The organism is Alphaproteobacteria bacterium (assembly GCA_019635875.1).
GTDB lineage: Bacteria > Pseudomonadota > Alphaproteobacteria > Reyranellales > Reyranellaceae > JAFAZJ01.
Window position 1 is genome coordinate 312,124 of sequence record JAHBYP010000005.1, and the last position, 26,337, is coordinate 338,460.

Below are 26,337 nucleotides of genomic sequence, written 5' to 3' on the forward strand. Positions count from 1 at the left end.
TCGCAAGCTTTAATCGAGCGAGTGCGATCTAGCCCTTTGATCGTGGGTTGCGACGCGTTTCAAGGTCAACAGCAAGTTCAAATGGAAGCCGAGCCTCTGTTCCAAGCTTCTCGATCGAAGCGAACATTCGGTTCATTGAGTTGGCCCCCGCCTCAACCGCGGTCATTCCCAGCGCGATGAGATCAAAGTCGATTATTTCAGCAGGCTTAGAGAGCAAGCGCCAATGGTATTGATCCGCACGGGCGACGGAGATTTGCTCGTCGCGCCTCATTGCCAGAGCAAAGAGGCTGTCCTGATCCCGAACGGACACCTCACCCGTCCCGAACGCATCGTAGAGTCGGAGATAGCCTGCGAGCGGCATTCCGGTTACCCCAACTTCCGTACCACTGCTCGGGCCAAGACGCTTTGCCGCAGGCAAAGCTAGCCGAGACGCCCGACCTGAACGTCGTCTTCCACCACCAGCCGCCTGAAACAGGCTAAGCAATTGGCGCGGCGAACTGTTTGACATCGCTCCCAGTGTAGTTTGGCCAGCTTTGCGTGAGAAATCCTTGGCGGCCTGCTCTGAGGTCAGTGACCGCTCGATATCATCCAACTCAGTATCGTTTTCGAACCATGATGCGCCGCGAGAGCGTCGGGCTAGGCTCATCAAAAAGTAGCCGGAGTAAACCCCAAGGTCAGCCCATTGTCGACCCGCTGCCGAAAGCAGATGCAATGCTTCCTCGGTCTGACCAAGGAGTAACGCAATTGCGCCAGCATCCCGTCGTAGCGTTGCAGCACATGCGATGTGGAGTTCGGATTGGAGTGCATCATGGGCTTTAGCGCGGTCGTTCAAGAACAAAAGCCGACGCCTGAGCCGTTGAGAATCAAGTCCAAGCACTTCGGCATAGCCAGCCATCAGAACAGTTCCCGCACGTTCGCGATCGGAGCAGGGTTGACGAATGCCGGATTTGCAATCGTCTCAATTGCGCGAGTCGAGTCAACAGCGCCGTCCCACCACTCCACCTTCGATATCTGATTGGCGGGGATGTGAATTTTGGCAGTGATTTCACCTTCAAGCTGAAACGGTGACCAGCGATGATAGACATTCAGATCGCGTACAGTTTCAGCCACAGATCCCAGAGATACAGCAGGGTTCAGCCCTGCAAGCACCCATCCGTAAAACAATGCCCCGGGACGACCCCACGCGTCAGTGGCGAAATCGAGCGCAGTATCCACTGCAGAATAAACAAAGTTTCGTGCGAGGGCCGTATCCCGTTCCACGCAACCGGAAGCGAGCGAAATGAACGGCGTTTCATGACCAAAATTTTCGTAGTCATGTATATGCCGATCGAGATTGTACTCCGTCAGAACAGCTTCGACTTCGGGCGGTGAAATCTTGGTCTTGGGCTTATTGCGCCACCAATTCGAGATAATTCCCTGTCCATCGAGGATCATTTCGAATGCTTGAGATCGAGTAATGCCTTCGGTACTGGTCGCCGTGTCTGCTCGTCCAGCGATGCCCTTGACGAACCACTGGATGTACATCGAGGTTAGCCCCTTCGTCAGATGCCGTGATCGAGATCACTCCCACTCGATCGTGCCGGGTGGTTTGCTGGTGATGTCATACGTCACGCGGTTGACGCCCTTGACCTCGTTGATGATGCGCGTCGCCACGCGGCCCAGGAACTCGTGCGGGAACGGGTAGTAGTCCGCCGTCATGCCGTCGGTCGACGTCACCGCGCGCAGCGCGCATGCCTGGTCGTAGGTCCGCCCGTCGCCCATCACGCCCACGGTGCGCACCGGCAGCAGCACGGCGAAGGCCTGCCAGATCTCGTCGTACAGGCCGGCCTTGCGGATCTCGTCGAGATAGACGGCGTCGACCTTGCGCAAGAGGTCGAGCTTCTCGCGCGTGATGTCGCCGGGGATGCGGATGGCGAGGCCGGGGCCGGGGAACGGGTGGCGGCCGACCAGCGCCTCGGGCAGGCCGAGCTCGCGGCCCAGCGCGCGCACCTCGTCCTTGAAGAGTTCTCGCAGCGGTTCCACGAGCTTCATGTTCATGCGGTCGGGCAGGCCGCCGACATTGTGGTGGCTCTTGATGGTCACAGAGGGCCCGCCGGTGAACGACACCGATTCGATCACGTCGGGGTAGAGCGTGCCCTGGGCGAGGAACTCCGCACCGCCGATCTTCTTCGACTCGGCCTCGAAGACGTCGATGAACAGCTTGCCGATGATCTTGCGCTTGGCCTCGGGGTCGGTGATGTCGTGCAGCGCGTCGAGGAACAGGTCCGAGGCGTCGGCGTGCACCAGCGGGATGTTGTAGTGATCGCGGAACAGGCGCACGACCTCCTCCGCCTCGCCCAGGCGCAAGAGGCCGTGGTCGACGAAGACGCATTGCAGCTGATCGCCGATCGCCTCGTGCAGCAGCACCGCGACCACCGATGAATCGACGCCGCCCGACAGGCCGCAGATCACCCGGCCCTTGCCGACCTGCTTGCGGATATCCTCGATGGCGCGCGCCTTGAAGGCGCCCATGGTCCAGTCGCCGGCGCATCCCGCGATCCTGCGCGCGAAGTTGCGCAGCAGCTTGGCGCCGTCGGGCGTGTGCATCACCTCGGGGTGGAACTGCACGCCGTAGAATCTGCGCTGCTCGTCGGCGACGGCGGCGAAGGGCGCGTTCTCCGAGGTGGCGATCACCTTGAAGCCCTCCGGCAGGCGGGTGACGCGATCGCCGTGGCTCATCCACACCGGCCGGTGGTCGCCCGGGCCCCAGACGCCGTCGAACAGCGCGCTGTCGGTCTTGACCTCGATGGTGGCGCGGCCGAACTCGCGGTGATGGCCGCTCTCGACCGCGCCGCCCAGCTGCGCCGCCATCGCCTGCTCGCCGTAGCAGATGCCGAGCACCGGCACGCCCTGGGTGAAGACGCCCTGCGGCGCGCGCGGCGTGTGCGTCTCGGTCACCGAGGCGGGGCCGCCGGAGAGGATGATCGCCCTGGGGTCGAAGGATCTGAGCTTGGCGTCGTCGAGCGCGTTGAACGGATGGATCTCGCAATAGACGCCCGCCTCGCGGACCCGGCGCGCGATCAACTGGGTGACCTGGGAGCCGAAATCCACGATCAGGATGCGATCGGTCATTTTGGGGGGTGGTCTCCGGGAGGGGCGGCAGAGACGCAGCCGTTTAGCAAAGACTCGGCGAAGCCTCAACCTGCCTTCCCCTGGAGGGGCGGATGGGGGATGTCGAAACCGAACACCGAGTGCGTTGAGGCATCCCCCATCCGGCGCTGCGCGCCACCTTCCCCCTCCGGGGGAAGGTAGGGAGCGTCTTGCCTTCCCCCGGAGGGGGAAGGTGCCCGAAGGGCGGATGGGGGATGTCGAAGACGGACACCTGATGTGTTGAGGCATCCCCCATCCGGCGCTTCGCGCCACCTTCCCCCTCCAGGGGAAGGTAAATCCTAGGACGACATCGAGGATTTCAGCCGTTCGCGCGCCGCCTTCAGGTCGTTCCAGCCATAGGCCAGCTCGTGCACCGCGGTGCCGCCCATCTGCTCGGTGCGTTCGCCGAGCCTGATGCCGCCCAGGCGCTCGTAGAAGAAGCGGGCCGGGTTCTGCGCCACCACCCAGACCATCGCCGCGTCCAGCCGGCGCGCCAGCATCCAGTCGAAGCTGGCCAGCATCAGCGCGCGGCCGACGCCGCGGTTCTGGAAGCCGGGCGAGACGTAGAGGCGATAGACCTCGCCGCCATCGACGAAGCCGCCCGGCCCGCGCCGCGTGGCGCCGACGGTGCTGAGCCCGACGATGCCGTCATTGGGCAGCTCGGCCGCCAGGGTGTCGCCGAAGCGGTCGCTGGCGCGCAGCTCGTGCGTCCAGGCCGCGGCGTGGCGCATCTCGGACATGCCGACCAGCATCTGGTCGGGCAGCACGCCGGCATAGGTATCGCGCCAGGTCTCGACATAAATGCGTGCCAGGGTCGCGGCGTCCTCGAGCCTGGCGGGGCGGACGCTGATGCTGGTCATGCGGCCCTCCTCCTCAGCACGGCGGCGAAGAAGCCATCCGTACCATGCCGCGCCGGCGTCAGCCGCAACGATGATCCGGCGCGCGCGTCGTCGGGAAACCGGGTGCCGACGCTGTGCGCCCAGACCTCTTCGACCGGCAGCGCCTCGAACTCGGGATGTGCCTGCAGGAAACCCTCGATCACCCGCTCGTTCTCCTGCGCCAGCAGCGAGCAGGTGGCGTAGACCAGCCGTCCCTCGGGCCGCACCAGCTTCGCCGCCGCGTCGAGGATCTCGCTTTGCTTGGGCGGCAGCTCGGCCAGATCCACCGGCTGAAGCGTCCAGCGGCCGTCCGGGTTGCGCCGCCAGGTGCCGGTGCCGGTGCAGGGCGCGTCGACCAGCACGCGGTCGAACTTGCCGGCGTTGCGCTTGAGCCATTTGCGGCCCTCGGCGTCGATCGGCCGGCGCTCGACGTTGTGCACGCCGGCGCGGCGCAGGCGGGTGGCGGAGCGCTCCAGCCGGCCCTCCGATACGTCGCAGGCGACGATGCGGCCCTTGTTCTGCATGCCGGCGGCGATGGCCAGCGTCTTGCCGCCGGCGCCGGCGCAGTAGTCGACGACCTGCATGCCGGGCTCGGCGCCGACCAGCAGGGCCACGAGCTGCGAGCCCTCGTCCTGGACCTCGACCAGCCCGTCGCGGAAGGCCGGCGTCGTCACCACCGACTGCCGGCTCTTCAGCCGCAGGCCCAGCGGCGACAGCGTGGTGTCGAGCGTCTCGACCTCCTCCGCCCTGAGCGCCTTGCTGGCCCGCGCGCGGTCGGCCTTCAGCGGGTTGACGCGCAGGTCGACCGGCGCGGACTCGGCCAGGGCGGCGACCTCGGGCTCGAAGCGCTGCCCGAAGGCCTCCTCGAAATAGGGCTCGATCCAGCCCGGGATGTTCAGGCGCACGGCGCGCGGCTGGGCCGGGTGGTCGTAGGTGTGGCCCTCCAGCCGGGTCAGCACGTCGCGCTCGGCCGGCGCCAGCGAGGCCGGGCGGTAGCGGCCGGTGTCGATGGCGTGCTCGAGCTGGTTCACCCGCCAGCCGTCGTGCAGCAGCACGTCGACGAAGACGCGCAGGCGCGGCGAGACCGGCAGCTCGGATTTGGCGCGCTCGAGCCACCACTCGATCTGGGCGCGGCGGCGCAGCACGCCGTAGATCCGCTCGGTGATCGAGCGCCGGTCGCCACCGCCGATATAGCGCCGGCCGCGCAGGAACTCGCCGACCACGGCGTCGGCCGGCTTGCGGGGGTTCGCGAGGATCTCGGCCAGGGCCTCGATTGCCGTGCCGATACGGGCGCCGGGGGTCATCTTGGTGTCGTCCTGAGCGCAGCGAAGGACCCTGCGGTGGTGCGTCGAGACGCCGCGCATCCGTCCGACCGCGATACCGCCGGGTCCTTCGCTGCGCTCAGGACGACGGGGTGCGATGCAGTCGCAGGGGGCGGATCCGGCATGCTCATGATAGATTGGCCGCTCTAGTTCCACCCGCTGAGGCGGAAGTCAATCGATGCACCGAAAAGGCGGGCGTGGCCGCGAGGCGCTGATCGGCGCCGGGCTGGTCTTCGGCAGCCTGCTGGTCTGCTTCGTGGTCCTGGAGGCGGCGGCCCGCATCGCCGCCCAGCGCGCCTCGCTGTGGCGCTATCCCAACTACATCACGGCCTACCGCACCGCCCTGGGCTCGGGCGTGCCGAGCCAGCACGACGCCAGGCTGGGCTGGGTGCCGCGCGCCAACTACAGGGGCACCGACCACCAGGAGGCGGTGATGTACACCGCCGACGCCGACAGCCTGCGGCAGCACAATTACGACCGCCCGAGGCCCCCCGCCGGGAGCACCATCCTCGCGGTCGGCGATTCCTACACCGAGGGCGGCGAGGTCGAGGACAACGCCTCCTGGCCGGCGCACCTGGAACGCCTCGCCGGCCGCCGCGTGATCAACGGCGGCATGGGAGGCTACGGCATCGACCAGATCGTGCTGCGCGCCGAGGCCCTGGTGGCGAAGCTCAGGCCCGACGTGCTGCTGGTCGGCTTCATCGCCGACGATATCGGCCGCGCCGAGCTGACGCGGCGCTCGGGCGCCGCCAAGCCCTACTTCGTGGTCGAGGACGGCGCGCTCGCCCTGCGCAACGTGCCGGTGCCGCCGCCCGAGCCGGCGCGGCTGGATCTCGCGCGGCGCGTGCTGGGCCATTCCTTCCTGGTCGACCTGCTGATGCGGCGCCTGGACATGCTCGACTACTGGTACGCCGGCATCACCCTGGAGCACCGCGCCCATCGCGACGGCGAGCGGGTCGCCTGCCTGCTGATGCAGCGTCTCGCCGTCCTGCCGACCCGCACCGTCCTGGTCGCGCAATACACGCCCGGCGCCTGGCGCAACGAGGCCGACCGGCGCGAGCAGCGCCGGCTGGTGGCCCATGTCGCGGCCTGCGCGCAGGCGGCGAAGCTGGAGGTGCTGGACACCTTCGATGCGGTGCAGCGCGCGGTGGCGAAGGACGGCGTCGCCCCGTGGTACATCAACTGGCACATGAACGATGCCGGCAACGCGCTGACGGCGAGGCTGATCGCCCGCCACCTGGCGAGGGTGCGCTGATGCGCGCCGCATTGGTCAACGCCGCCGTCCTGCTGGCCAGCATCGTCGTCGGTCTGGTCGGCTGCGAGATCGGCGTGCGCCTGCTGAGCGGCGGCGACAGGCTGTGGGAGTTCCGCAACTACGTCGCCGACCAGGAACAATGGTACGGCCGCTGGCGCACCATGCGGCCCGATCCGCTGCTCGGCTACATCCCGCGCGACGGCTACGCCGGCACCGACCACGGCTACAGCGTGCACATGACCTTCGGCGCCGACGGCCTGCGCCTGCACCACCAGGGCCGGCCGCCCTCGACGATGCAGCCGCCGATCCTGGTCGTCGGCGATTCCTACGCCATGGGCGCGGAGGTCGCGGACGACGAGAGCTGGGCGGCCTACCTGGAGGAGGCGCTCGACCGGCGGGTGCTGACCGGCGGCGTGCCGGGCTACGGCATCGACCAGGCGGTGCTGCGCGCCGAGACGCTGATCGGCAAGTACCGGCCCGACGTGCTGCTCGTCGGCCTGATCGCCGACGACGTCGAGCGCGCGCGCATGCGCATCCTGTGGGGCCTGCAGAAGCCGTATTTCGAGATCGAGGACGGCCGGCTCGTGCTGCGCAACGTGCCGCTGGCCGAACCCGTGCTCGATCCCCGCCTCGATCCGCTGCGCCGCGTGCTGGGCTATTCCTACCTGATGGACGTGGCCATGCGCCGTCTGGGCCACGTGGCGTATTGGCGGCGCGGCCAGCCCAGCCATGTCGAGCCGGCGCACGACTACGGCGGCAAGGTCGCCTGCCTGCTGATGGACCGCCTCGCCGCGCTGCGCGATCGGCACCGGGTCAAGGTCGCGCTGGTCGCGCAGTACTCGCCGCAGGCCTGGGAGGCCGAGCATTTCCGCCGCAACGAGGTCGCAGTGGTGCAGGCCATCGCCGCCTGCGCCCGCGCCCGCGGCATCGACACCATCGACACGTACAATGCCGTCGCCGCCGCGGTGCGCGCGCGCGGCATCGCCGGCTCCTACACCGGCATCCACATGAACCCCGCCGGCAACCGCCTCACCGCCGACCTGATCCTCGACTGGCTCAAGGCGCATCCCTAGGCCTGAAGACACACACGACACAATTCAGCGGGCGGCACGACACGCCCAAGGCATCGAGCGCTGGCATCCTCCGACCCATCGAACAAGCGCCCACGGGAGGAGATCATGTCCATCGAGTCGACCCTCGCGTCCTTCGCCGCCGGCAGCGGCAACGGCGCATTCCCCTGGCTCAACCGCGGCCAGGTCCTGCTCGGCATCCGCAACCGGCTCGCCAACCCCGACATGATCGATCAGGGCGACGCGAGCCTGTGCGGCCCCGCCAGCTTCCTCTACTGCCTGATCAAGGATCACCCGGAGACCTGGGTGACCTACGTCACGCAGATGTACCTCACGGGCAGAGCGCGGATCCACGGCCTGGAGGTCAAGCCCTCGCGCGACTGCCTCAACGCCAGGCCGACCGGCATCAAGCCGGTCGACTGGGTGGCGCTCGCCAGCCTGCGCGACTCGGAGAACACGTTCTTCGACTACCAGAGCTCGTCCAACACGGTCGGCGGCATCACCATGCCCGGCACGCTCGCCAGCTGGTTCGAGAAGGCCGGCTACAAGGGGGTCGCCAACGAGACCAACGTCTTCTTCACCAAGAGCACCGACACGATGAAGACGGCGCTGGGACTGGCCGGGCAGCGGCGCCGGGTCTGCATGTTCATCAACGACGGCATGGTCAACCGCCCGACCCAGGCCGGTGGCACGTTCTCCACCGCCAATCACTGGGTGGTGCTGACCGGCGGCGACGGCGTCAAGGGCGACAAGATCGGCCTGAAGCTGTGGACCTGGGGCAAGACCAAGAACATGGTCGGTTTCGACACGGGCAAGATCGTCAGCAATTTCTACGGCTACGTCGCGGCCTCGCCGTTCCACGGGAGCTGACCATGGCCGACGACCAGATCCCCTACGGCCTGTGGTTCCGGCGCTACGCGCCCTTCGCCACCTTCGGCAGCATCGGTATCGGCGAGTTCGAGGGCGACACGCGCACCCAGGCCTCGGGCTCGATCAGCGACACGTCGCGCACCTATGGCTGCGTGCTGTTCAGCCGGACCGAGGCCGTGCGCGCCTATGGCGGCAGCAGCGGCACGATCCTGTTCCCCAAGCTCGGCGGCCCGATCCACGGCATGGCGGCCGTCAAGACGACCTTCCGCAAGGGCGCATCCAAGACCTCCGGGACCATCGCGTTCAGCGCCGGCACCGAAGGCGGCAATCCGCTGGTGCCGGGTGCGCCCGAGATCGACACCATCGTCAGCGTCGAGGTAGACTTCTCCCGCCCGGGGCGCATGGAGATCAGCGGCGAGGTGTTCGGCGACAACTTCCCGAACCTGGAAGTGTTCGTCTACTGCTACCGCTCGCGCACCAGCGCGATTCTCGTCGACGGCCGCACCACCGGCGGGCGCAATTCCGGCCCGGGCTCCCGCCTGTTCGGCTCGCACGCGACCCATCGCATCGCCAGGTTCGATGTCTCGCTGTCGCTCGATTCCTCGGGACGGCTCACGGGAGCGTACAAGCCGCCGGCCACATCGCTGACCGAGTATCCCTCGGTCAAGCCGCTGCAGCGGGAGATGGGCCTCAAGCTCTAGCCAGGAACGCGGCCTGCCGCGCCTGCGCCGCCTCGATGCGCGGTGCGCGCGCGGCACCATCGCCGCCGCTGGTCGCCATCGCCCCCCAGCCATGCCAGCAGTCGATGGCCTGCTCGTAGATCCATGCTGCGCGATCGAGATCGACGGCCGACAGCTCACGGGCGACCGCCTCGAGACGCTCGGCGAGCGCCTGGAGATTCTCTCCCGCGTATCGCGGACGCATCGCGAGCTCCCGCACCCTGGCATCGGCCGCGCCGATGTCGCCCAGGCGCAGCTCCCGCGCCAGAGTCGACAGGCCTTCGGGTTCGCGCGAGGGCTCGGGTCCGGACGGGACGACGCACGGCGGGTCGACGACCTCGAACCACTCGCGCATCCGGCCAAGCCGCGGCCCATCGGGCGCGCGCAGGTCCAGGCGCATCGTCGCGTCGCTTCCGACGGCGTATAGTCTCAGTGTGACGATCAGCGTCGATGTGTCCGCGGCGATGGCGTCGATGCGCCACGTAGCGCCCGCCGCGAAGGTGAGACCCTCGGCATCCGACACCGGCCGCAGCAGGCGGATCCACCGACCGACGGCGAGATGATCGACCTGGATGGCCATCGCTATTGGCGGTTCATCGGTGGACCGACGCGACCACCCGGCGCACGAGATCGATCGAAGCGGTCGGCCCGGAATCCTCGACCCATACCCGGTGGGCCACGACGATCGCCCGGTCCTCGACGACCAGCACCGTCAGCCGCGAGTCGCGCTCGCGCGTGTTGACGACATAGGTTCCTTCGCCGCGCTCGATGTCGCCGTCGGTGCGCCAGCGCAGCTTCTCGACGCGTTCGGCGACGAGCCGGCGCGCCGCCGCGATCGCTGCCGTCCGCTCACCGACGTGCCGATCCCAGGCCACGATCACGAGGCGCTCGCGCACGGGCGTGATGCTGCCCATGAACGCAAACCCGCCGGCGATGCGGTCGAAGCGGAAGACGGTGAAGCCCGACGCAGCTTCGGGCGCGCGCGCTTCGAGGCGCTTGGGCACGTCGACGTGACCGAAGCCCGGCAGATCGCGCCGCGCCATCACGTCGTCGGATCCGCCGAGCAGCCACCACAGGCCGGCGATCGTCAGGGCCGCGGCCGCGCCGATCCCCAACCAGACCAACATCCTCGGCACGGCGACGGGACGGCGTCGGCTACATGTTCTGCCGGTAGTTCGGCGCCTCGCGCATGATGTCGACGTCGTGCACGTGGCTCTCGCGCAGGCCCGAGCCGGTGATCTTGAGGAACCGGGTGTTGCTCTGCATCTCGGCGATCGAGGCGTTGCCGGTGTAGCCCATCGCCGCCTTCAGGCCGCCGACCAACTGGTGGATCACGTTGCCCACCGGGCCCTTGTAGCCGACGCGGCCCTCGATGCCCTCGGGCACCAGCTTCAGCGTGTCGGCGACCTCCTGCTGGAAGTAGCGGTCGGCCGAGCCGCGCGCCATGGCGCCGAGCGAGCCCATGCCGCGATAGGATTTGTACGAGCGGCCCTGATAGAGGAAGACCTCGCCCGGGCTCTCGTCGGTGCCGGCGAGCAGCGAGCCGATCATGGCGACGTCGGCACCGGCGGCGATCGCCTTGGCGAGATCGCCTGAATACTTGATGCCGCCATCGGCGATCGCCGGCACGCCCGCGGCGTGGCAGACCTCGGCCGATTCAATGATCGCGGTGAGCTGCGGCACGCCGACGCCGGCGACGATGCGGGTGGTGCAGATCGAGCCCGGGCCGATGCCGATCTTCACCGCGTCGGCGCCGGCGTCGATCAGCGCGCGCGTGCCTTCAGCGGTGGCTACGTTGCCGGCGATCACCTGGGCGTAGTTGCTGAGCTTCTTGATGCGCGTGACCGCTTCCAGCACGCCCTTCGAATGGCCGTGCGCTGTGTCGACGACGATGATGTCGACATCGGCGTCGAGCAGCGCCTCGGCGCGGCGGTAGCCGTCGTCGCCCACGCCGGTGGCGGCGGCGACGCGCAGTCGGCCCTTCTCGTCCTTGCAGGCATGGGGATGGCGGTTGGCCTTCTCGATGTCCTTGACCGTGATCAGGCCAACGCAGCGGTAGTCGCCGTCGACCACCAGCAGCTTCTCGATGCGCCGCTGGTGCAACAGCCGCTTGGCCTCGTCGCGGCTGACGCCCTCCTGCACCGTGACCAGGCGGTCCCTGGTCATCAGCGTGCTGACCCGCGCGCTCTCGTCGGTGGCGAAGCGCACGTCGCGGTTGGTGAGGATGCCCACCAGCTTGCCGTCCCTCTCGACCACCGGCACGCCGGAGATGTTGTGCGAGGACATCAGCTTCAGTGCGTCGGCCAAGGTGGCGTCGGGCTCGATGGTGAGCGGGTTGACCACCATGCCGCTTTCGAACTTCTTGACCTTGCGCACCTGGTTGGCCTGCGCCTCGATATCGAGGTTCTTGTGCACCACGCCCAGGCCGCCGACCTGCGCCATGGCGATCGCCATATCGGCCTCGGTGACCGTGTCCATCGCCGCCGAGATCAGCGGGATGCCGAGTTCGACCGTGCGCGTGAGCCGTGTCCTGGTCTGCGTCTGATTGGGAAGCACCGCCGAGGCGGCTGGCTTCAGGAGGACGTCGTCGAACGTCAATGCTTCCTGAATGTCCATGGCCGCCACCTCGTCCAGCAATGGGTGGCGCCCTCGCCACCCGCGTATCCCTTGGGATGGCGCGCCATCATACACATCGCGGCCCGGAAGCCAAGGAGTTCACCAGATATTGTGTCCCGCTTGTTTTGCAAGGGGTCGGCGATTCGTTGCGTCCGGTCAGGTTCCGGCGCAATGAACCATATATGCTGGCGATGCCGCCATCAGCGTCCAGGTCAGATCGGGCGGCGACGGGCAGCTACAGTCAGTCGGGGCGCTCGGTGGTCGGATCGATCATCTTGCGCACCTCGGTGATCTTGCTGGCCGGGAAACCACTGATCTCGGCGTGCTTGCGGATGATGCCCTCGTCCTTGGCAAGATAGACGCAGAACGTCTTGTCGTTGGCGACGTAGCTCTCGAGCCACTGGATGTCCGGACCGAGGTCGCGCAGGACCTCGTTGGATTTCGCGGCGGCGCCGCGCAGCTGCTCGCGCTCGAAGGTACCGACCTTGGGTATATCCCGCTCGATGATGAACTTGCGCAAGGACATGTCCGCCTCCCTCGCAACGGCTCCGGTGCGGCGCCGTGGCCGCGCCGGAACCCTGGGCCTTTTCATCGCCAGCAGCAACCCCGCCTCCGCCGCCGCTACTGCAGGCCGCCGATGAAGTCGCGCTTGCCGACCTCGACGCCGATGCCGCGCAGGATCGCGTAGGCCGTGGTGACGTGGAAATAGAAGTTCGGCAGGGCGAAGTGCAGCAGATAGACCTCGCCCTTGAAGGTCATCGGGTTGCCGGCGATGGTCCGCGTGATGTCGCGGCCGTCGCTGCCGTCGATCTGCTCGCGCCGGAAATCGCCGAGATAGGCCAGCGTCCTGTCGATGCGCGCCCTGCACTCCGCCAGGGTCGCCTCGTTGTCCTCGAACTTGGGCGGCTCGATGCCGGCGAGCAGCGCCGGCGTGTTCTTGGCGAAATCGGAAGCGATGCGGATCTGGCTCACGAAGGGCAGCATGTCGGGATAGAGCCTGAGCTGCAGCACGACATCGTCCTTCATCTTCTTCGAGGTGGCGAAGGCCGTGCCCTTGTCGAGCACATTGCCCAGCGCGCGCAGCTGGCGCTGGAAGACCGGCACCGAGGCCGAATACATGCCGATGGTCATGACGATCTCTCTCCTCCTCTCATTCCTTCTCCCCGCGAAGGCGGGGAGAAGGTGCCCGAAGGGCGGATGAGGGGCTTCACGGTACCTCGACGACAACAGACGCTGTTGTCGCGCGAGGAAACCCCTCATCCACCTCGCTGGCGCTCGGCACCTTCTCCCCGCCTCCGCGGGGAGAAGGAAGTCCTATCTCTGCCCGCCACCGCGAAAGCCGGTGGCGACGACGTACATCTCGGCCGAATCGGCGCGGCTGGCCGGCGGCTTGATGTGCTTGACCTTCTCGAAGTCGCGCTTGAGCTGCTCGAGCAGCGCGCGCTCGGTGCCGCCGCGCAGCACCTTGGCGACATAGACGCCGCCCGGACGCAGCACCTCGCGCGCGAATTCGTGCGCCGCCTCGGCCAGCGCCATGATGCGTGCGTGGTCGGTCTGCGGATGGCCGGTGGCGGCGGCAGCCATGTCGCTCAGCACCGCGTCGGCCGGGCCGCCAAGCCTGGCGCGCAACAGGTCAGGCGCGTCGTCGGCCATGAAGTCGTGGTGCAGGATCTCGGCGCCGGGAATCGGATCGATGGCGGTGATGTCGATGCCGACCACCTGCCCGCCCTTCTCCGGCTTCACCCGCTCGACCGCGACCTGGGTCCAGCCGCCGGGCGCGCAGCCGAGATCGACGACGCGCGCGCCGGGCTTGAGGAAGCGCAGCTCGTCGTCGATCTCGCGCAGCTTGAAGGCAGCGCGCGAGCGATAGCCCTGGCGCTTGGCCTCCTGCACGTAGGGATCGTTGAGCTGGCGCTCGAGCCACAGGGTCGAGCCGATCTTGCGGCCGCGCGCCGTCTTGACGCGCACGGTCTGGCCGCGGCCGGTGAAGCGGGTGCCTCCCTTGCCGCCCTGCTTTCTGCTCGCCATGCTCAGCAGTCGTCGCGTGCGCAGAGCGGATCGGATTCGCGGTCGGCCTCGCGCATCAGGTCGACCAGCACGCCCTCGCGCAGGCCGCGATCGGCGACACGGATGCTGCTCACCGGCCACATCCGGCACACCGCCTCGAAGATCGCGCCGCCGGCCAGCGCCAGATCGGCGCGATCGCTGCCGATGCACGGCACCTGGGTCAGCTCGCGCACCGACATGCGCGACAGCTCCGCGCCGATGCGCAGCACCGTGTCGCGCGCCAGCGAGGAGCCGTCGACCGCCGCGCGGCTGTAGCGGCGCAGGCCGAGATGGTGGGCGGCCATGGTGGTGACCGTGCCGGAGGCGCCGATCATCTGTACCTCGCCCGAATGCGCGCGCTTGTGCACGCCGTTGGCGGCGCAGAACGGCTTCAGCGCGTTCTGGATCAGCTCGACCATGCCGTCATAGACGCCGTTGTCCAGCGGCCGTTCCCTGGGCTGGCCGCAGAGCACGCCCTCGGTCAGTGTCACCACGCCCCAGGGGATCGAGATCATGTCGACGATGCCGAGCTCCAGGCCGCAGGGCAGGTCGGGCCGCGCCCGAACCATTACCCAGACAACTTCGGTGGAACCGCCGCCGATATCGACCAGCAGGGCATAGGGGCGGGCCGGATCGATCAACGACTGGCAGCTGGCCAGCGCCAGCCGCGCCTCCTCGGCCGGGCTGATGATCTCCAGGTCCAGCCCGACCCGCTGGCGCACCGCCGACAGAAAATCCGCGCCATTGGCGGCGCGGCGACAGGCTTCGGTGGCGATGTGGCGCGAACGCGTGACGCCGGCGCGCCGGATTTTCGCGGCGCAGACCTCCAGGGCATCCAGCGTCCGGTCGATCGCCTGCTCGCACAGACGCTCGCAATCGCCGATGCCTTCGCCCAGCCGCACCGGGCGCGAAAAGGCGTCGATGACGTCGAAACCGGTGGCCGACGCGCGGGCGACCAGCAGGCGGCAATTGTTCGTGCCCAGATCGATGGCCGCATAGGTATGGGCGAAGCGGCCCCGCCGCCACCCGCCTATGTGCTCGACTGCCGTCACCGCCACCTTGTCCCTCGGCGCCCCATGCCAGTCGATCATGGTACCGCCAAGGCGTTCAGGCGGCGAGGAAAATCCTGCCCTGCGTCAACGGAACAGGCGGTCGACACAGGCCGCGCCGAGGCCGACCTTGTCGTAGTGCGCCCGGCAGAGCGCGATGTACTGGTGGACGTCGAAATGGCCGGCCGGCTCGCCCTGCTCGTCGAGCCAGATCAGCGGGCCGGTGACGATGAAGAATACCTTCATCGGCTGCTCGCTGTCGTAGGCCACCAGGGTGTGGCTCTCGCCCGGCGTCTCGTAGACGAAGTCGCCGGCCGTGGCCGTCCAGTCGTGCTCGAGATAGCCCCATTTGCCGGAGATCGTGTAGGCGAAGACCTCGTGCGGGTGGTAGTGCCGGTTCACCAGCCCGGCGCTCTTGGCCATCAGGATGTCGCACCATTTGTTCTGCGACGGCGAGATCCACAGCGGCCGCGACGAGACTGTGTCGGTGAACGGCACGTAGTAGCGCTCGTCGTCGGTCGGCGCGCCCTGGAGGTAGACCTCCTTGAGCGCGTCGGGCTGGAAGACCCTGGCGATTGGCTTGATGTCCTTCCAGAACTCTGACGTCGCGGCTTCGGGCATGGTGGTTTCCTCCTCCAAGTTCATACCTTCCCCCGCTGGCGGGGGAAGGTGGCGCGAAGCGCCGGATGGGGGTGGTTGGTGCAACACCTCCATCCATCGTGACTGACCGCGATACCGCGCACCCCATCCGCCCTTCGGGCACCTTCCCCCGCAGAGCGGGGGAAGGTAGGTGGAAGCCATCAAACGTGCATGCCGCCGTCGGCCATGAAGACGCCGCCGGTCGAGAAACTGCCGAGGTCGGAGGCGAGGAACAGCACCAGGCGCGCGACCTCCTCGGCCCGGCCGTGGCGGCCCAGCGGGATATGGGAATCGAGGAACTGCGTCGCGTCCCGGCCCAGCGCCACGCTCAGCCCCTGCTCGACATTGCGCTGAAACTCGTTGTCGATCGGCCCCGGCGCCACGACGTTGACGCGGATGCGGCGCGGTGCGGTCTCCTTGGCCACGGTGCGCATCAGGCCGATCAGGCCGTGCTTGGACGCGGCATAGGCGCTGATGCCGGGATCGCTGGTGACGCCCACGACGCTCGAGGTCATGACGATGCTGCCGCCGTCGTTCATGCGCGGCAGGGCGTATTTGCAGGCGAGGAACGAGGCGCGCAGGTTGACCGCCAGCACCGTGTCGAAGACGTCCTCGGGATACTCGGTCACCGGCCGGATCACGCCACTGATGCCGGCATTGCTGAACAGCACATCGATGCCACCCCAGCGCGACACGGCATCCTCGACGTAGCCGCGGGTCGCGGCGGAGTCCGCAACGTCGGCGACGGCCGAGGCAACGCGGCCGCGATGCGCGTCGAGCCGGCACATCGCGTCGCTCAGCGCCGCTTCGTCGCGATCGACCAGCAGCACGCGCGCGCCCTCGGCCAGGAACGCCTCGGCGCCGGCCAGTCCCAGGCTGCCGGCGGCACCGGTGACGATGCAGACCTTGTTGTCCAGCAGACCCATCACAAGCTCCCGACACCGAGATAGGCGCGCTGCACCGCCTGGTCGGTGCTCAACGCCGCGGCGCTGCCCGATCCGACGATGCGGCCATTGGCCATGAGGTAGCCGCGATCTGCGATCGCCAGGCTGCGCCTGGCGTTCTGCTCGACCAGCAGCACGCCGATGCCGCTGTCGCGAATCCGCTGCAGCGCCTTGAACAGCTCGCCGCAGAGCAGCGGCGAGAGGCCGAGCGACGGCTCGTCGAGCAGCAGGATGTCGGGTGCCGACATCAGCGCGCGGCCGATCGCCACCATCTGCTGCTCGCCGCCGCTCATGGTGCGCGCCGGCTGCGCCATGCGCTCGGCCAGGCGCGGGAAGAGGATCAGCACGCGCTCCAGATTGGCCTTCTCCCCTGCCCGCGCCCGCCTGGCGAAGGCACCGAGCAGCAGGTTCTCGCGCACGCTGAGCTCACCGAAGATGCCGCGGCCCTCCGGCACCAGCGCCAACCCGGCCTCGACGATCTGGTCGGCGCGCAAGGCCGCCAGATCGCGCCCGCCCAGCGCGCGCCGCGCGCCCGGCGCCGCGATCAGCCCGGCCACCGCCTTGAGCATCGACGTCTTGCCGCTGCCATTGGCGCCCAGGATCACGACGATCTCGCGCGCCGCGACGTTCAGCGCCACGTCGTCGACGGCGACGTGCTGGCCATAGGCGACGGTGAGCCGGGCGACCTCAAGCATCGTCCGATCCGAGATAGGCGCGCACGACTTCGGGATCGGCAAGCACGGCGTCGGGCGTGCCCTCGGCGATGGCGCGCCCGACATTCATCACCACGCAGCGGTCGCAGAGCGAACGGATGGCGTCCATCACGTGCTCGACCATCAGGATGGTCATGCCCTCCTCGCGCAAGGAGCGCACCAGCGCGATGCCCTCGGCCAGCTCGGTCGGATTGAGCCCGGCCAGCCACTCGTCGAGCAGCAGCAGGCGCGGCCGCTGCGCCAGGGCGCGCGCCAGCTCGAGCCGCTTCTGGTCGATATAGGTCAGCGCCGAGGTCGGCGTGTCGCCACGACCTTCGAGACCGACGCGCGCCAGCAGGCGATCGGCGGCGCGGCGCGCCTCGCTGCCCCAGTTATTCGTCGTGCCGAAGGCGACGCCGACCAGCACATTCTCGTGGCAGGTCATCGAGCCCAGCACGCGCACCAGCTGGAAGGTGCGCGCCACGCCGAGCCGCGCGATGCGATGGGCCGCCAGGCCGGCGATCGGCACGCCGTCGAGCACGATCGCGCCGTCGTCGGGCGCCAGCGCGCCGGAGATCAGGTTCAGCACCGTGGTCTTGCCCGAGCCATTGGGCCCGAGCAGGCCCAGGATCCGGCCGCGCGCCACGTCGAGCCCGACGCCGTCGACGGCGAGCAGGCCGCCGAAGCGGCGGGTGAGGCCCGATACGGCGAGCATCGAGGCGCTCATCGCCAGCGCTCGATCAGGCCGGCGACACCGCGCGGCACGGCGTAGACCACCAGCATGAAGGCGATGCCGACCAGGATGCTGAAGTGGTTGGGAAAATTGGCCTGCAGGAACTCGAACAGCAGGGCCAGCGGAATCACGCCCAGGACCGGCCCGTAGAGCCGATGCGCGCCGCCGAGCAGCGCCATGATCAGCACCTGGAACGACACCGTCGGACCGAAGGCGATCGCCGGGTCGATATAGGTCCAGCGCGGCGCCATGACCGCGCCGGTCACGGTGATGAAGGCGGCGCTCAAGGTGAACAGCGCGACCTTGGCCATGGTGGTGTCGATGCCGACATGGCGCGCCACGGTCTCGTCGTCGCCGATCACCCGCAGCGCCAGCCCCAGGCGCGAGCGGCGGATCAGCAGGCCGGCGGCGAAGACCAGCACCGCCAGCGCCAGGAGCTGCCAGTAGATCTGTGCCGTGCTGATGTCGACGAAGACGTAGCGGCCGAGCGTGCGGGTGATGTTGACCTCGTACCAAGTCACCAGCTGGCGCACGAGCTCGGCCAAGCCGAAGGTGAAGATCACGAAGTAGACGCCGGAGAGCCGCAGGGTCGACAGACCGACGATCAGCGCCAGCACGATGCCGACGCCAAGCGCGATCAGCAGAACGAGGGGCCAGGCGAGCTGCTCGCCGAAGACCGCGACGGCGTAGGCGCCGATGCCGAAGAACGCCACCGTCGCCAGCGAGACGTAGCGCGTCGGGCCGGAGAACAGCGCCCAGGCCGTCGCCAGCACGGTATAGCTCATCAGGTTGATCGCCAGGGACAGGCCATAGCCGTCGAAGGCCAGCGGCACGGCGGCGAGAACCGCGACCAGGACGAGCGCGGCGAGCGCGTGCCACGGCTTCATCGCCGGCCCGCGCCGAACAGGCCCTGCGGACGGATCAGCAGGGTGAGCAGGAAGATCGCGTAGGTCGCGGCCAGGGTCAGGCCGGGATCGACATAGGTGGCGACGAAGGTCTCGACCAGGCCGAGGATCAGGCCGGCGATCAACGCGCCCATCATGTTGCCGACGCCGCCCATGATGACGACGATCAGCGCCTTCATGGTGAAGACCACGCCGAGATTGGCGTTGAAGGTCAGGAACATCGACACCAGCACGCCGCCGCTGGCGACCAGCGCGCCGCCCAGGGCGAAGGCGAAGGCCGCCGCGGCGCGCACGTCGATGGCGACAAGCTGCGCCGCCACCGGATCGACGGCGACCGCGCGGATCGCCGTGCCGATGCGCGTGCGGGTCAGCCCGACATAGAGCGCGACGCCGATGACGGCGGCGAAGGCGAAGGCCAGCAGCCGGTTGGCGGCGACCGTGGCGCCGAACACGTCGACCGGCACGGCGAGGAAGGCGTAGCTGAAATAGCCGCCGCCGAAGAGCACCAGCATGACGCCCTGCACGACGAAGAGCAGGCCGAAGGTGGCGAGGATGCTGTCGACCTCCAGCGCATCGCGATTGGGCGCGCGGACGACCAGCGGCACCAGCAGCACGCGATAGACGACCCAGCTCAGCGCGAAGGCCGCCGGGATCACCAGCAGCAGGCCCGGCAGCGGCGCCACGCCCTGCGCGGTGAACAGCCACCAGGCGGCGAAGGCGGCGGCGACCAGGATCTCGCCGTAGGACAGGTTCATGATCCGCGCCACGCCGTACTGGAGCGTCAGCCCCAGCGCGAACAGCGCGTACATGCCGCCGAGCGTGAGGCCCGAGACGAGCGCGTCCAACATGGCGAGTATGTTAGCAGCGCCCCCTCACCCCTAGCCCCTCTCCCGCAAGGGGAGAGGGGGACATGAGGAGCGAGTCTTCCTCCCCTCTCCCCTCGCGGGAGAGGGGTCGGGGGTGAGGGGGCGGCGCAACAACTACTTCCAGGCCGGCTTCGGCACGACCACCGGCGCGGCGCCGGCGCGGCCGGCCGGCGCGACGCCGGTGTAGAAGCCGCCCTGCCACTGGCCGATCAGCCAGTAGCCGTCGCGCAGCATGTTGTCCTTGAACTGGATCTTGCCCAGCACGGTGTCGAAGGTGCCGGTCTGCAGCTCCTTGATGATTGCCGGCCGGTCGATCTTGCCGACCTTCTCGATCGCCTGCTGCAGCGCCTGCAGCGAGGCGTAGCCGACCTGGCTGCCCCAGTAGTCGGGATCGCGATTGTGCATCGCCTTGTGCTTGTCGCGATACTCGGCCGTGGCCTTGTTGTCCTTCGACCAGCCGCCGAGCGACATCACGCCCTCGGTATTGGCGGCGAAGCGGCCCGGGTACAGCGGGAAGCCGACGCCGACGCCGAGGAACATCACCTTGGGCGCGAAGGAGGCGATCTTGGCCTGGTCGGTCAGCGCCACGGTGTCGGGCGGATAGGAAAAGGCAACGAAGGAGTCGGCGCCCGAGCGCGCGGCCTCGCCGATCAGCGGCGAGAGATCCTGGGTGCCGATCGGATAGCTCTTGTCGTAGGCGAGCTTGAAGCCGGCCTTGGTGAAACCCTCGCGCGCCGCCTTCGACAGGTCGATGCCGAACCCGTCGGCGATGGAGATCATCGCGATGCTGTCGTTGATCTTGCCCTCGGTGCGCATCTTGGTCAGCAGGCCGACCAGGGCATCGACATACATGCCGCTGGTGCCCAGCAGCCAGAAGCTGTTGGGCCAGCGCTTGCCGAGGTCGGGCGCGCGGTCGGTGACCGCGGTGAAGGCGAGCTGCGGATAGCCGTACTTGTTGAACACCGGCCCGACCGCGAGGTTGAGCCCCGTGCCCCATGGCGGGAACAGCAGGTCGACCTTGTCCTGGGTCACCAGGCGCTCGACGGCGCGCACGGCCTCCTCGGAGTTGGAGCGGTCGTCGTACTCGACGATCTCGATCGGCACGCGCTTGCCGCCAAGCATCAGGCCGCCCTTGTCGTTCACCTCCTTCACCCAGAGCTGGTAGTTGGGGATCTGGGTGATGTTGGCGCCGCCGGCGTTCGGCCCGGTCTTGGAGATCGCCCAGCCGATCCTGACCTTGTCCTGCGCCAGCGCCGCCCCGCCCGCCAGGGCGAGCGCGGCCGCGCCGAGCACGGCGGACGTCATCAGCGCGCTCAGTCTGCCCATCAGTTCCTCCCGTCTTGTCGCGGCGGCCCCGCGGACGGAGCCCACCTTGCCGCCACGTCTAGCCGGCAGGCCGCCCGGCGGTCTTGCCTAGGAGCGAACTGCGGCGTCTACTGCCCGGCAAAGGGAGGGCAGGCGGTGCAGGGGCAGTCGATCGCATTCGGCCCGGAGGTCGCGACGGCGGATCGCCTCAGCCTGTGGGGCGAGTTCGTGCGCCGGCATATCGGCGAGCTTGAGGCCGACACCTTCGGCGACCCGCATTTCGACGGCCGCCTGACGCTCGCCGAGCACCGCGAGGTCAAGATCTTCGAGATCGCCGTCAGCCGCCACCGCGTGGTGCGCACGCCGCGCACCATCAGGCGCGACGACCAGGCCTATGTGAAGGTGCTGGCCCAGCTGCAGGGCGTCGCCCGTTTCGAGCAGGCCGGGCGCCGCGTGGTGCTGACGCCGGGCGAATGGAGCATCTACGACGCCACCCAGCCCTACAGCGTGTCGAACGTCGAGAGCATCCGCCAGGCGGCGATCTTCCTGCCGCGCGACCGGCTCACGCGCATCGGGGTCGATCCCGGCCGTGTCGTGGTGCGCCGCTTCAGCCGCGACACCAGCGCCGGCCGCGCCGCCTTCAACCTGCTGGTTGAGGCCCAGACGGCGACGGCGCCGGACGACGATCTCGGCGAGTCGCTGGCCGATCTGGTGGCGCGCGCCGCGCGCGAGCTCGATGTCCAGCCGCGCGACCGCTCCCTGGCCGAGACGCTCAGGCGGCAGGTGATCGCCTTCATCGCCGCCAACCTGCGCGACCCGGCGCTCTGCCTCGACGGCATCGCCGGCGCCATCGGCTGCTCCAAGCGCTACCTGCACAAGCTGTTCGAAAGCGAAGCCGACACGCTCAACGGCTACATCTGGCGCCGGCGGCTCGAATGCGTGCGCCACGACTTCGCCGATCCCGCCCACGGCCGCCGCACCATCACCGATATCGCCTTCTCCTGGGGCTTCAGCAGCTCCTCGCATTTCAGCCGGCTGTTCCGCGCGACCTTCGGCGTCTCGCCGCGCCGCTTCCGCGCGCTGGCCAGCGGCGCCGTGGAGCCCTAAATCCGCCCCACGGATCCGCCATAGTCGAGCGCTTGCAAAGCGGCGTTCCGGCCGCTACATCGTGCCCGGCCGATGGCCCCTGCTGGGGGATAGTTTAACGGTAGAACAACCGGCTCTGACCCGGTTAGTCTAGGTTCGAATCCTGGTCCCCCAGCCATTTCCATAAAGTGAGTGTTTTCAGGACCTTATAGGGAGGCAGAAGGCCCGCGGCGCAATGGGCGCCGCAGATCACAGCCTCATCCCTTCCGCCGATTGCATCAGCATGGCGGCACGAGCAGCACGGCAAGGCCGTTGGCGATTACTGCGAACACCGAGAGCCCAGCCAGCCACCGCATCAGCGACAGCATGAACCGTCTCTCCTGTGCCGAGGGCGCAATGAGAAACATCGCGGCGAAGCGCGTCGGAAACGCCAGTGGCAGCGAGGCGAGAAGGAGCGCAAGCGCCGTCGCCAGCCCGAGCCCGGCCACGAGCGTGCCGGGCGGCACGCCGGCGCGTCCCGTCATTGCACAGACGCTCGCATGCGAACCATAGAGAACCGCCAGATGGGCAAACCACACCAGCGGCCCAAACAGAATGCCGATGAACTTGCCCATCAGTGCACGAGCCTCGGGAACCCGTGCACCAGCACGAGGCCGACCAGCGTTTGCGCCGCCGCGTAGTATCCGAGCAAGGCGGTGTGATCGAAGCTGTTGCGACGCTCGCGATCCGTGCGGCCGGCGAGCAGCCGCGCGACGGTGAACAGCCCCATGAGTACCACGGCAACGACAACCTGAGCGGCCAGCAGACCCGCCAGATAGACCATCGCGCCATAAGCCGTCGCGTCCGGCCGTAGACCGGCCTGCCAATGGCCGGCGATCTCCATGATCACGGCCGCCGCCAGCGCGCCACAGCCCAGCAGGACACCCGTGATCGTCGGCAGGATCGCCGGCGTACCGGGGGCCGGCAACAAACGGTCGCCGACGCGGAACGCCGACGCGGCGAGGGCGCAAAGCGATGCCGACAGCAGGGGCCGACCAAGCTCGGGAAGCGCCGGCGAGCCGTGTGGAGGCCAGACCTCGGGCGAGACTGTCCAGAGATAGAGATAGGAAAAGAGATACGACAGATAGAGCGAGCCTGCGACCAGCATCAGCACAACCATCGCCCACCAGCCATGCGATTGAGGTCCGGTCATGTAGGTCGGCAGACGGAGGTTCGCGCCGACGTCGACCCGGCCCTTTGCCGGACCGGGATCGAGCGGCCAGAGCCAGATCACCGCCGACGCGATCGCGAGCAGGGCCGCGACGATCGCCGGGATGACCACCTTGACGGTGAGCAGCAGGAAGCAAGCCGCCGTGAACGCGGCCGCCAACACCTGCGGCCAGCCGGCGCCTGGCATCTGCAGCACGTATTGCGGTTTTGCCTCGACGGCCGACGTCACCAGCGTCTCGCGGCCGCCGGTCGGCGCGTTGGGAAGGTAGTGGGCGCCCGCGGCGACCTCGTCCGAAAGCCCGGGCTGATCCCACAGCGGATCCCGGGTGGTGACGTGGGGGATGCTGCGCGTCGAGTAGACATCGCTGGGCAGCCATTCGAGCGTTCCTGCCTTCCAGGGATTGCCCGCGCCGCGTCGGGATATGCGGAAATTGAGGGCGAGATCGACAAGAAAGACCAGCACGCCGCCCGCCAGCACGAAAGCACCGAGCGTCGAAACAAGGTTGAGATCGTCCCATCCAAGGCCACCCGGATAGGTCCAGACCCGCCGCGGCATGCCGGCGAGACCTGTGATGTGCATGGGGAAGAACGCGACGTTGAAGCCCACGAACATGAGGCCGAACGACCAGCGGCCCAGCCGCTCGGACAATCGCCTGCGGCTCACCATCGGCGCCCAGTAGTAGAAGGTGGCGAACAGCGGGAAGACCATGCCGCCCACCAGCACGTAGTGGAAATGGGCGACCACGAAATAGGTGTCGTGCACCTGCAGGTCGAAGGGCACCATCGCCACCATCACGCCGGTCAGACCGCCCAGGACGAAGATGAACATGAAGCCCAGGATGAAGAGCGACGGCGTGTTTATCTGCCACCGCCGACGGCCGGCCGCCATCGTGGCGATCCAGGAGAAGACCTGGATGCCCGACGGGATGGCGACGGCCATGCTGGCGGCGGAGAAGAATGCGAGGCTGAGGCCGGGAATGCCGGTGGTGAACATGTGGTGCACCCACAGGCCAAAGCTGAAGAAGCCGGTGGCGATCAGCGCCACGACGATCAGGCGATAGCCGACCAGGGGCGTGCGCGCGAAGGTCGGCACCATCATCGATACAAGGCCCGCCGCGGGCAGGAAGATGATGTAGACCTCGGGATGGCCGAAGAACCAGAAGAGATGCTGCCACAGCAGGGGGTCGCCGCCGTGCGCCGCGGTGAAGAACGGCCAGCCGAACGCGCGCTCGATCTCGAGCAGCATCGTGGCGAGGATGACCGCCGGGAAGGCGAAGATGATCATCGCGGCGAAGATCAGCATCGACCAGGCGAAGATCGGCATCTTCGACAGCGTCATGCCGGGCGGGCGCGTGCGCAGTACGCCGATGACGATCTCGATGGCGCCGGCGATGGCCGAGATTTCGATGAAGCCGATACCCAGCAGCCAGAAATCCGCGTTGTCGCCGGGCTGATACTCGGTCAGCGTGAGCGGCGGATACATGAACCAGCCGCCGGCGGGCGCCAGGTCGTACAGGATGGTGGAGAAGAAGACCAACCCACCGATGATGTAGGCCCAGATGGCGAAGGCGCTGAGCCTCGGAAAGGGCAGGTCGCGCGCCGCCAGCATCTGCGGCAGCAGCATGACTCCCAGCGCCTCCATCGCCGGGACGGCGAAGAGAAACATCATCGTCGTGCCGTGCACGGTAAACATCTGATTGTAGAGTTCCTGGCCGACGAAGCGGCCGTCCGGCTGCGCGAGCTGCACCCGCATCAGCAGCGCCAGGATGCCGGCAAGGACGAAGAACAGCAGCGCCGCCCCGAGGTAGATCAGGCCGACCACCGTGTTGTTGACCGCACTAGGCAGACGCCACCCCTTCGGTGTCGCCCAGATGCGCAGCAGCTCGTCCTCCTCGCCGGCCGGCCGCGGGGTCGGGTTGATGGGGCGGGCGGGCTCGGGCATCGAGCTCATCGCAGGAAGTAGAGGACGACGAGTCCGGCGAGGTACGTCACCAGGACGGCGGCGGAATCTATGCCCATGCGCATTACCGTGCGATCGCGGCGCTCGGCGACGCCAGCAACGAAAATCATGGTGGTGATAATGCCGATGATGGCGGCAAAGGCCGAGAAGCGGCCGGCGCTGTTGAGCACCGGCTCGCCCGCCGCGACGGCGTCGACCAAGGGCAACAAGGCCACGTTGATCAGGTTAGTGCCGAAAACGTCGGACACCGCCATGGTATAGAGACCGGCGCGCGCCGCCGTCACCACGGTGCTGACCTCGGGCAGGGAGGTCGCAATGGCGACGAGGACCGCTCCCACGAAGCTTTCGCCCAGGCCTGTCTGCTCGGCGATGGCATCGCCGGTGCGGGAAAGCACGTAGCCCGCGGCGATGATCGCGGTTGCCGCGATCGCGGCGCCGATGATCGTGGACCGCAGATCCCGGGACTCATCGGACTTCGCTTCGTCCCTGGCCTTCCGCTTTTCCTGCTCCTCCAGGTCCTCGTCGTCCACGACGCGCCACGGACGGCGTCCCTTGGTTTTCGCCAGCGTCCAAATCGCGAACAGGAAAAGGAAGAACAACAGCCACATCCACAGGCCGACGCCGAGAACCGCCACATCGCCGACGATGATGGCGGCGGCCGCGACGGACAGAAGGAAAACCTTGAAGGCGCCCTGAAGGAAGACGATCGGATTGGGCACCACAGCTGTCAGCGCCTTCTTGCCGATCATCAAGTCAGCCACGGCGAGGATGGCCACCTGCATGGCGATACCGCCCAAGCCCATGTTCACCGCAAGCGCCCCATCTCCCTGCGCGGCCGCCGATACTGCCACCGCGACCTCCGGCAACGACGTCACGCCACCCAGCAGCAGCATGCCGACAACGGCCTGGCCGATGCCGGTTCGCACGCTGATGACGTTGGCGTAACGTGTGATGCGCACGCCCGCCACCCACACGATCGCCGCCGCCAGCGCGAAAATGCCCAGGTTGGCCACGAGGCCAAGCGAAGCGAAGTCGATCATGTGG

General features: G+C 68.1%; 27 protein-coding genes and 1 tRNA gene. 6 read left to right on the forward strand and 22 right to left on the reverse strand.

Going from position 1 to position 26,337, the window contains the following annotated elements; all coding sequences use genetic code 11:
• Window positions 1-28 precede the first annotated feature (28 nt).
• The 5 genes from KF889_19550 to KF889_19570 form a co-directional block, all read right to left on the reverse strand.
• The gene (locus KF889_19550; protein MBX3501642.1) at window positions 29-895 is read right to left on the reverse strand and encodes a hypothetical protein; all 867 of its coding nucleotides are present in this window, start codon (window positions 893-895) and stop codon (window positions 29-31) included.
• A complete protein-coding gene (locus KF889_19555) occupies window positions 895-1,524 on the reverse strand; it encodes a hypothetical protein (protein MBX3501643.1) in 630 nt (209 codons plus the stop codon). Before KF889_19555 ends, KF889_19550 begins: the two co-directional genes overlap by 1 nt.
• A gap of 36 nt (window positions 1,525-1,560) precedes the next feature.
• Window positions 1,561-3,111 carry a glutamine-hydrolyzing GMP synthase gene (guaA, locus tag KF889_19560; GenBank protein ID MBX3501644.1) on the reverse strand — a complete coding sequence of 517 codons (1,551 nt, stop codon included), beginning with the start codon at window positions 3,109-3,111 and terminating at the stop codon, window positions 1,561-1,563.
• 317 nt (window positions 3,112-3,428) lie between these two features.
• On the reverse strand, window positions 3,429-3,989 hold the full coding sequence (locus KF889_19565) for a GNAT family N-acetyltransferase (GenBank protein MBX3501645.1): 561 nt from the start codon (window positions 3,987-3,989) through the stop codon (window positions 3,429-3,431).
• Window positions 3,986-5,311, reverse strand: coding sequence for an RsmB/NOP family class I SAM-dependent RNA methyltransferase (locus tag KF889_19570; GenBank protein ID MBX3501646.1), 1,326 nt, complete (start codon window positions 5,309-5,311; stop codon window positions 3,986-3,988). Before KF889_19570 ends, KF889_19565 begins: the two co-directional genes overlap by 4 nt.
• A 196-nt stretch (window positions 5,312-5,507) precedes the next feature.
• Between KF889_19570 and KF889_19575 the strand changes: the two genes are divergently transcribed.
• From KF889_19575 to KF889_19590, 4 genes are all read left to right on the forward strand, one after another.
• The gene (locus KF889_19575; protein ID MBX3501647.1) at window positions 5,508-6,584 is read left to right on the forward strand and encodes an SGNH/GDSL hydrolase family protein; all 1,077 of its coding nucleotides are present in this window, start codon (window positions 5,508-5,510) and stop codon (window positions 6,582-6,584) included.
• Entirely contained in the window at window positions 6,584-7,657 is a 1,074-nt protein-coding gene (locus tag KF889_19580) for a hypothetical protein (protein ID MBX3501648.1), read from the forward strand. The genes KF889_19575 and KF889_19580 overlap by 1 nt, the downstream gene beginning before the upstream one ends.
• 105 nt (window positions 7,658-7,762) lie before the next feature.
• Window positions 7,763-8,524, forward strand: coding sequence for a hypothetical protein (locus KF889_19585; GenBank protein ID MBX3501649.1), 762 nt, complete (start codon window positions 7,763-7,765; stop codon window positions 8,522-8,524).
• Window positions 8,525-8,526: 2 nt separating this feature from the next.
• Window positions 8,527-9,225, forward strand: a complete 699-nt coding sequence (locus tag KF889_19590) for a hypothetical protein (GenBank protein MBX3501650.1) — start codon at window positions 8,527-8,529, stop codon at window positions 9,223-9,225.
• On the opposite strand, the gene KF889_19595 is transcribed toward KF889_19590, so the two are convergent.
• From KF889_19595 to KF889_19660, 14 genes are all read right to left on the reverse strand, one after another.
• Window positions 9,215-9,823, reverse strand: a complete 609-nt coding sequence (locus KF889_19595) for a hypothetical protein (GenBank protein MBX3501651.1) — start codon at window positions 9,821-9,823, stop codon at window positions 9,215-9,217. The two genes, KF889_19590 and KF889_19595, sit on opposite strands and share 11 nt — an antisense overlap.
• Before the next feature lie 13 nt (window positions 9,824-9,836).
• Window positions 9,837-10,370 (reverse strand): hypothetical protein, encoded by a 534-nt coding sequence (locus tag KF889_19600; GenBank protein MBX3501652.1) that lies wholly within the window; start codon window positions 10,368-10,370, stop codon window positions 9,837-9,839.
• A 28-nt stretch (window positions 10,371-10,398) separates the two neighbouring features.
• Window positions 10,399-11,859 carry an IMP dehydrogenase gene (gene guaB, locus KF889_19605; GenBank protein ID MBX3501653.1) on the reverse strand — a complete coding sequence of 487 codons (1,461 nt, stop codon included), beginning with the start codon at window positions 11,857-11,859 and terminating at the stop codon, window positions 10,399-10,401.
• Between the two features lie 241 nt (window positions 11,860-12,100).
• Window positions 12,101-12,379: a DUF4242 domain-containing protein gene (locus tag KF889_19610; protein ID MBX3501654.1), complete on the reverse strand. Its 279-nt coding sequence runs from the start codon at window positions 12,377-12,379 to the stop codon at window positions 12,101-12,103.
• 101 nt (window positions 12,380-12,480) lie between these two features.
• Window positions 12,481-12,990, reverse strand: coding sequence for a DUF1993 domain-containing protein (locus KF889_19615; GenBank protein MBX3501655.1), 510 nt, complete (start codon window positions 12,988-12,990; stop codon window positions 12,481-12,483).
• Window positions 12,991-13,173: 183 nt separating this feature from the next.
• Window positions 13,174-13,887 (reverse strand): RlmE family RNA methyltransferase, encoded by a 714-nt coding sequence (locus tag KF889_19620; GenBank protein ID MBX3501656.1) that lies wholly within the window; start codon window positions 13,885-13,887, stop codon window positions 13,174-13,176.
• A 2-nt stretch (window positions 13,888-13,889) separates the two neighbouring features.
• Entirely contained in the window at window positions 13,890-14,996 is a 1,107-nt protein-coding gene (locus KF889_19625) for a Ppx/GppA family phosphatase (GenBank protein MBX3501657.1), read from the reverse strand.
• Between the two features lie 45 nt (window positions 14,997-15,041).
• Window positions 15,042-15,575: a 2,4'-dihydroxyacetophenone dioxygenase family protein gene (locus KF889_19630; GenBank protein ID MBX3501658.1), complete on the reverse strand. Its 534-nt coding sequence runs from the start codon at window positions 15,573-15,575 to the stop codon at window positions 15,042-15,044.
• A gap of 179 nt (window positions 15,576-15,754) precedes the next feature.
• On the reverse strand, window positions 15,755-16,519 hold the full coding sequence (locus KF889_19635) for an SDR family oxidoreductase (GenBank protein ID MBX3501659.1): 765 nt from the start codon (window positions 16,517-16,519) through the stop codon (window positions 15,755-15,757).
• Window positions 16,519-17,232 (reverse strand): ABC transporter ATP-binding protein, encoded by a 714-nt coding sequence (locus tag KF889_19640; GenBank protein MBX3501660.1) that lies wholly within the window; start codon window positions 17,230-17,232, stop codon window positions 16,519-16,521. Before KF889_19640 ends, KF889_19635 begins: the two co-directional genes overlap by 1 nt.
• Complete coding sequence (locus KF889_19645) at window positions 17,225-17,956, reverse strand: ABC transporter ATP-binding protein (GenBank protein ID MBX3501661.1); 732 nt, start codon at window positions 17,954-17,956, stop codon at window positions 17,225-17,227. Before KF889_19645 ends, KF889_19640 begins: the two co-directional genes overlap by 8 nt.
• Window positions 17,953-18,849 carry a branched-chain amino acid ABC transporter permease gene (locus KF889_19650; protein ID MBX3501662.1) on the reverse strand — a complete coding sequence of 299 codons (897 nt, stop codon included), beginning with the start codon at window positions 18,847-18,849 and terminating at the stop codon, window positions 17,953-17,955. Before KF889_19650 ends, KF889_19645 begins: the two co-directional genes overlap by 4 nt.
• The gene (locus KF889_19655) at window positions 18,846-19,715 is read right to left on the reverse strand and encodes a branched-chain amino acid ABC transporter permease (GenBank protein MBX3501663.1); all 870 of its coding nucleotides are present in this window, start codon (window positions 19,713-19,715) and stop codon (window positions 18,846-18,848) included. Before KF889_19655 ends, KF889_19650 begins: the two co-directional genes overlap by 4 nt.
• A gap of 132 nt (window positions 19,716-19,847) precedes the next feature.
• Window positions 19,848-21,038 carry an amino acid ABC transporter substrate-binding protein gene (locus KF889_19660; protein MBX3501664.1) on the reverse strand — a complete coding sequence of 397 codons (1,191 nt, stop codon included), beginning with the start codon at window positions 21,036-21,038 and terminating at the stop codon, window positions 19,848-19,850.
• 156 nt (window positions 21,039-21,194) lie between these two features.
• On the opposite strand from KF889_19660, the gene KF889_19665 reads away from it, so the two are divergent.
• Both KF889_19665 and KF889_19670 read left to right on the forward strand, forming a co-directional pair.
• Complete coding sequence (locus KF889_19665) at window positions 21,195-22,145, forward strand: helix-turn-helix domain-containing protein (protein MBX3501665.1); 951 nt, start codon at window positions 21,195-21,197, stop codon at window positions 22,143-22,145.
• A gap of 83 nt (window positions 22,146-22,228) precedes the next feature.
• Window positions 22,229-22,302 (forward strand) — tRNA-Gln (locus KF889_19670).
• A 100-nt stretch (window positions 22,303-22,402) separates the two neighbouring features.
• Here the strand turns inward: KF889_19670 and KF889_19675 are convergent.
• The 3 genes from KF889_19675 to KF889_19685 are packed head-to-tail and all read right to left on the reverse strand — an operon-like array spanning window position 22,403 to window position 26,333.
• On the reverse strand, window positions 22,403-22,738 hold the full coding sequence (locus tag KF889_19675; protein MBX3501666.1) for a hypothetical protein: 336 nt from the start codon (window positions 22,736-22,738) through the stop codon (window positions 22,403-22,405).
• Window positions 22,738-25,284: a cytochrome c oxidase subunit I gene (gene ctaD / locus KF889_19680; protein ID MBX3501667.1), complete on the reverse strand. Its 2,547-nt coding sequence runs from the start codon at window positions 25,282-25,284 to the stop codon at window positions 22,738-22,740. Before ctaD ends, KF889_19675 begins: the two co-directional genes overlap by 1 nt.
• Window positions 25,281-26,333, reverse strand: coding sequence for a sodium:calcium antiporter (locus KF889_19685; protein MBX3501668.1), 1,053 nt, complete (start codon window positions 26,331-26,333; stop codon window positions 25,281-25,283). The genes ctaD and KF889_19685 overlap by 4 nt, the downstream gene beginning before the upstream one ends.
• Window positions 26,334-26,337 lie beyond the last annotated feature (4 nt).

What these genes read in the sequence shown, in the direction of transcription:
- KF889_19630 (MBX3501658.1), bottom strand. Translation starts at nt 15,575, where the DNA reads ATGCCCGAAGCCGCGACGTCAGAGTTCTGGAAGGACATCAAGCCAATC.
- KF889_19570 (MBX3501646.1), bottom strand. Translation starts at nt 5,311, where the DNA reads ATGACCCCCGGCGCCCGTATCGGCACGGCAATCGAGGCCCTGGCCGAG.
- KF889_19625 (MBX3501657.1), bottom strand. Translation starts at nt 14,996, where the DNA reads ATGATCGACTGGCATGGGGCGCCGAGGGACAAGGTGGCGGTGACGGCA.
- KF889_19675 (MBX3501666.1), bottom strand. Translation starts at nt 22,738, where the DNA reads ATGGGCAAGTTCATCGGCATTCTGTTTGGGCCGCTGGTGTGGTTTGCC.
- ctaD (MBX3501667.1), bottom strand. Translation starts at nt 25,284, where the DNA reads ATGAGCTCGATGCCCGAGCCCGCCCGCCCCATCAACCCGACCCCGCGG.
- KF889_19585 (MBX3501649.1), top strand. Translation starts at nt 7,763, where the DNA reads ATGTCCATCGAGTCGACCCTCGCGTCCTTCGCCGCCGGCAGCGGCAAC.
- KF889_19595 (MBX3501651.1), bottom strand. Translation starts at nt 9,823, where the DNA reads ATGGCCATCCAGGTCGATCATCTCGCCGTCGGTCGGTGGATCCGCCTG.
- KF889_19635 (MBX3501659.1), bottom strand. Translation starts at nt 16,519, where the DNA reads ATGGGTCTGCTGGACAACAAGGTCTGCATCGTCACCGGTGCCGCCGGC.
- KF889_19615 (MBX3501655.1), bottom strand. Translation starts at nt 12,990, where the DNA reads ATGACCATCGGCATGTATTCGGCCTCGGTGCCGGTCTTCCAGCGCCAG.
- KF889_19580 (MBX3501648.1), top strand. Translation starts at nt 6,584, where the DNA reads ATGCGCGCCGCATTGGTCAACGCCGCCGTCCTGCTGGCCAGCATCGTC.
- KF889_19685 (MBX3501668.1), bottom strand. Translation starts at nt 26,333, where the DNA reads ATGATCGACTTCGCTTCGCTTGGCCTCGTGGCCAACCTGGGCATTTTC.
- KF889_19555 (MBX3501643.1), bottom strand. Translation starts at nt 1,524, where the DNA reads ATGTACATCCAGTGGTTCGTCAAGGGCATCGCTGGACGAGCAGACACG.
- KF889_19650 (MBX3501662.1), bottom strand. Translation starts at nt 18,849, where the DNA reads ATGAAGCCGTGGCACGCGCTCGCCGCGCTCGTCCTGGTCGCGGTTCTC.
- KF889_19645 (MBX3501661.1), bottom strand. Translation starts at nt 17,956, where the DNA reads ATGAGCGCCTCGATGCTCGCCGTATCGGGCCTCACCCGCCGCTTCGGC.
- guaB (MBX3501653.1), bottom strand. Translation starts at nt 11,859, where the DNA reads ATGGACATTCAGGAAGCATTGACGTTCGACGACGTCCTCCTGAAGCCA.
- KF889_19590 (MBX3501650.1), top strand. Translation starts at nt 8,527, where the DNA reads ATGGCCGACGACCAGATCCCCTACGGCCTGTGGTTCCGGCGCTACGCG.
- KF889_19575 (MBX3501647.1), top strand. Translation starts at nt 5,508, where the DNA reads ATGCACCGAAAAGGCGGGCGTGGCCGCGAGGCGCTGATCGGCGCCGGG.
- KF889_19565 (MBX3501645.1), bottom strand. Translation starts at nt 3,989, where the DNA reads ATGACCAGCATCAGCGTCCGCCCCGCCAGGCTCGAGGACGCCGCGACC.
- KF889_19600 (MBX3501652.1), bottom strand. Translation starts at nt 10,370, where the DNA reads ATGTTGGTCTGGTTGGGGATCGGCGCGGCCGCGGCCCTGACGATCGCC.
- guaA (MBX3501644.1), bottom strand. Translation starts at nt 3,111, where the DNA reads ATGACCGATCGCATCCTGATCGTGGATTTCGGCTCCCAGGTCACCCAG.
- KF889_19660 (MBX3501664.1), bottom strand. Translation starts at nt 21,038, where the DNA reads ATGACGTCCGCCGTGCTCGGCGCGGCCGCGCTCGCCCTGGCGGGCGGG.
- KF889_19550 (MBX3501642.1), bottom strand. Translation starts at nt 895, where the DNA reads ATGGCTGGCTATGCCGAAGTGCTTGGACTTGATTCTCAACGGCTCAGG.
- KF889_19655 (MBX3501663.1), bottom strand. Translation starts at nt 19,715, where the DNA reads ATGTTGGACGCGCTCGTCTCGGGCCTCACGCTCGGCGGCATGTACGCG.
- KF889_19640 (MBX3501660.1), bottom strand. Translation starts at nt 17,232, where the DNA reads ATGCTTGAGGTCGCCCGGCTCACCGTCGCCTATGGCCAGCACGTCGCC.
- KF889_19620 (MBX3501656.1), bottom strand. Translation starts at nt 13,887, where the DNA reads ATGGCGAGCAGAAAGCAGGGCGGCAAGGGAGGCACCCGCTTCACCGGC.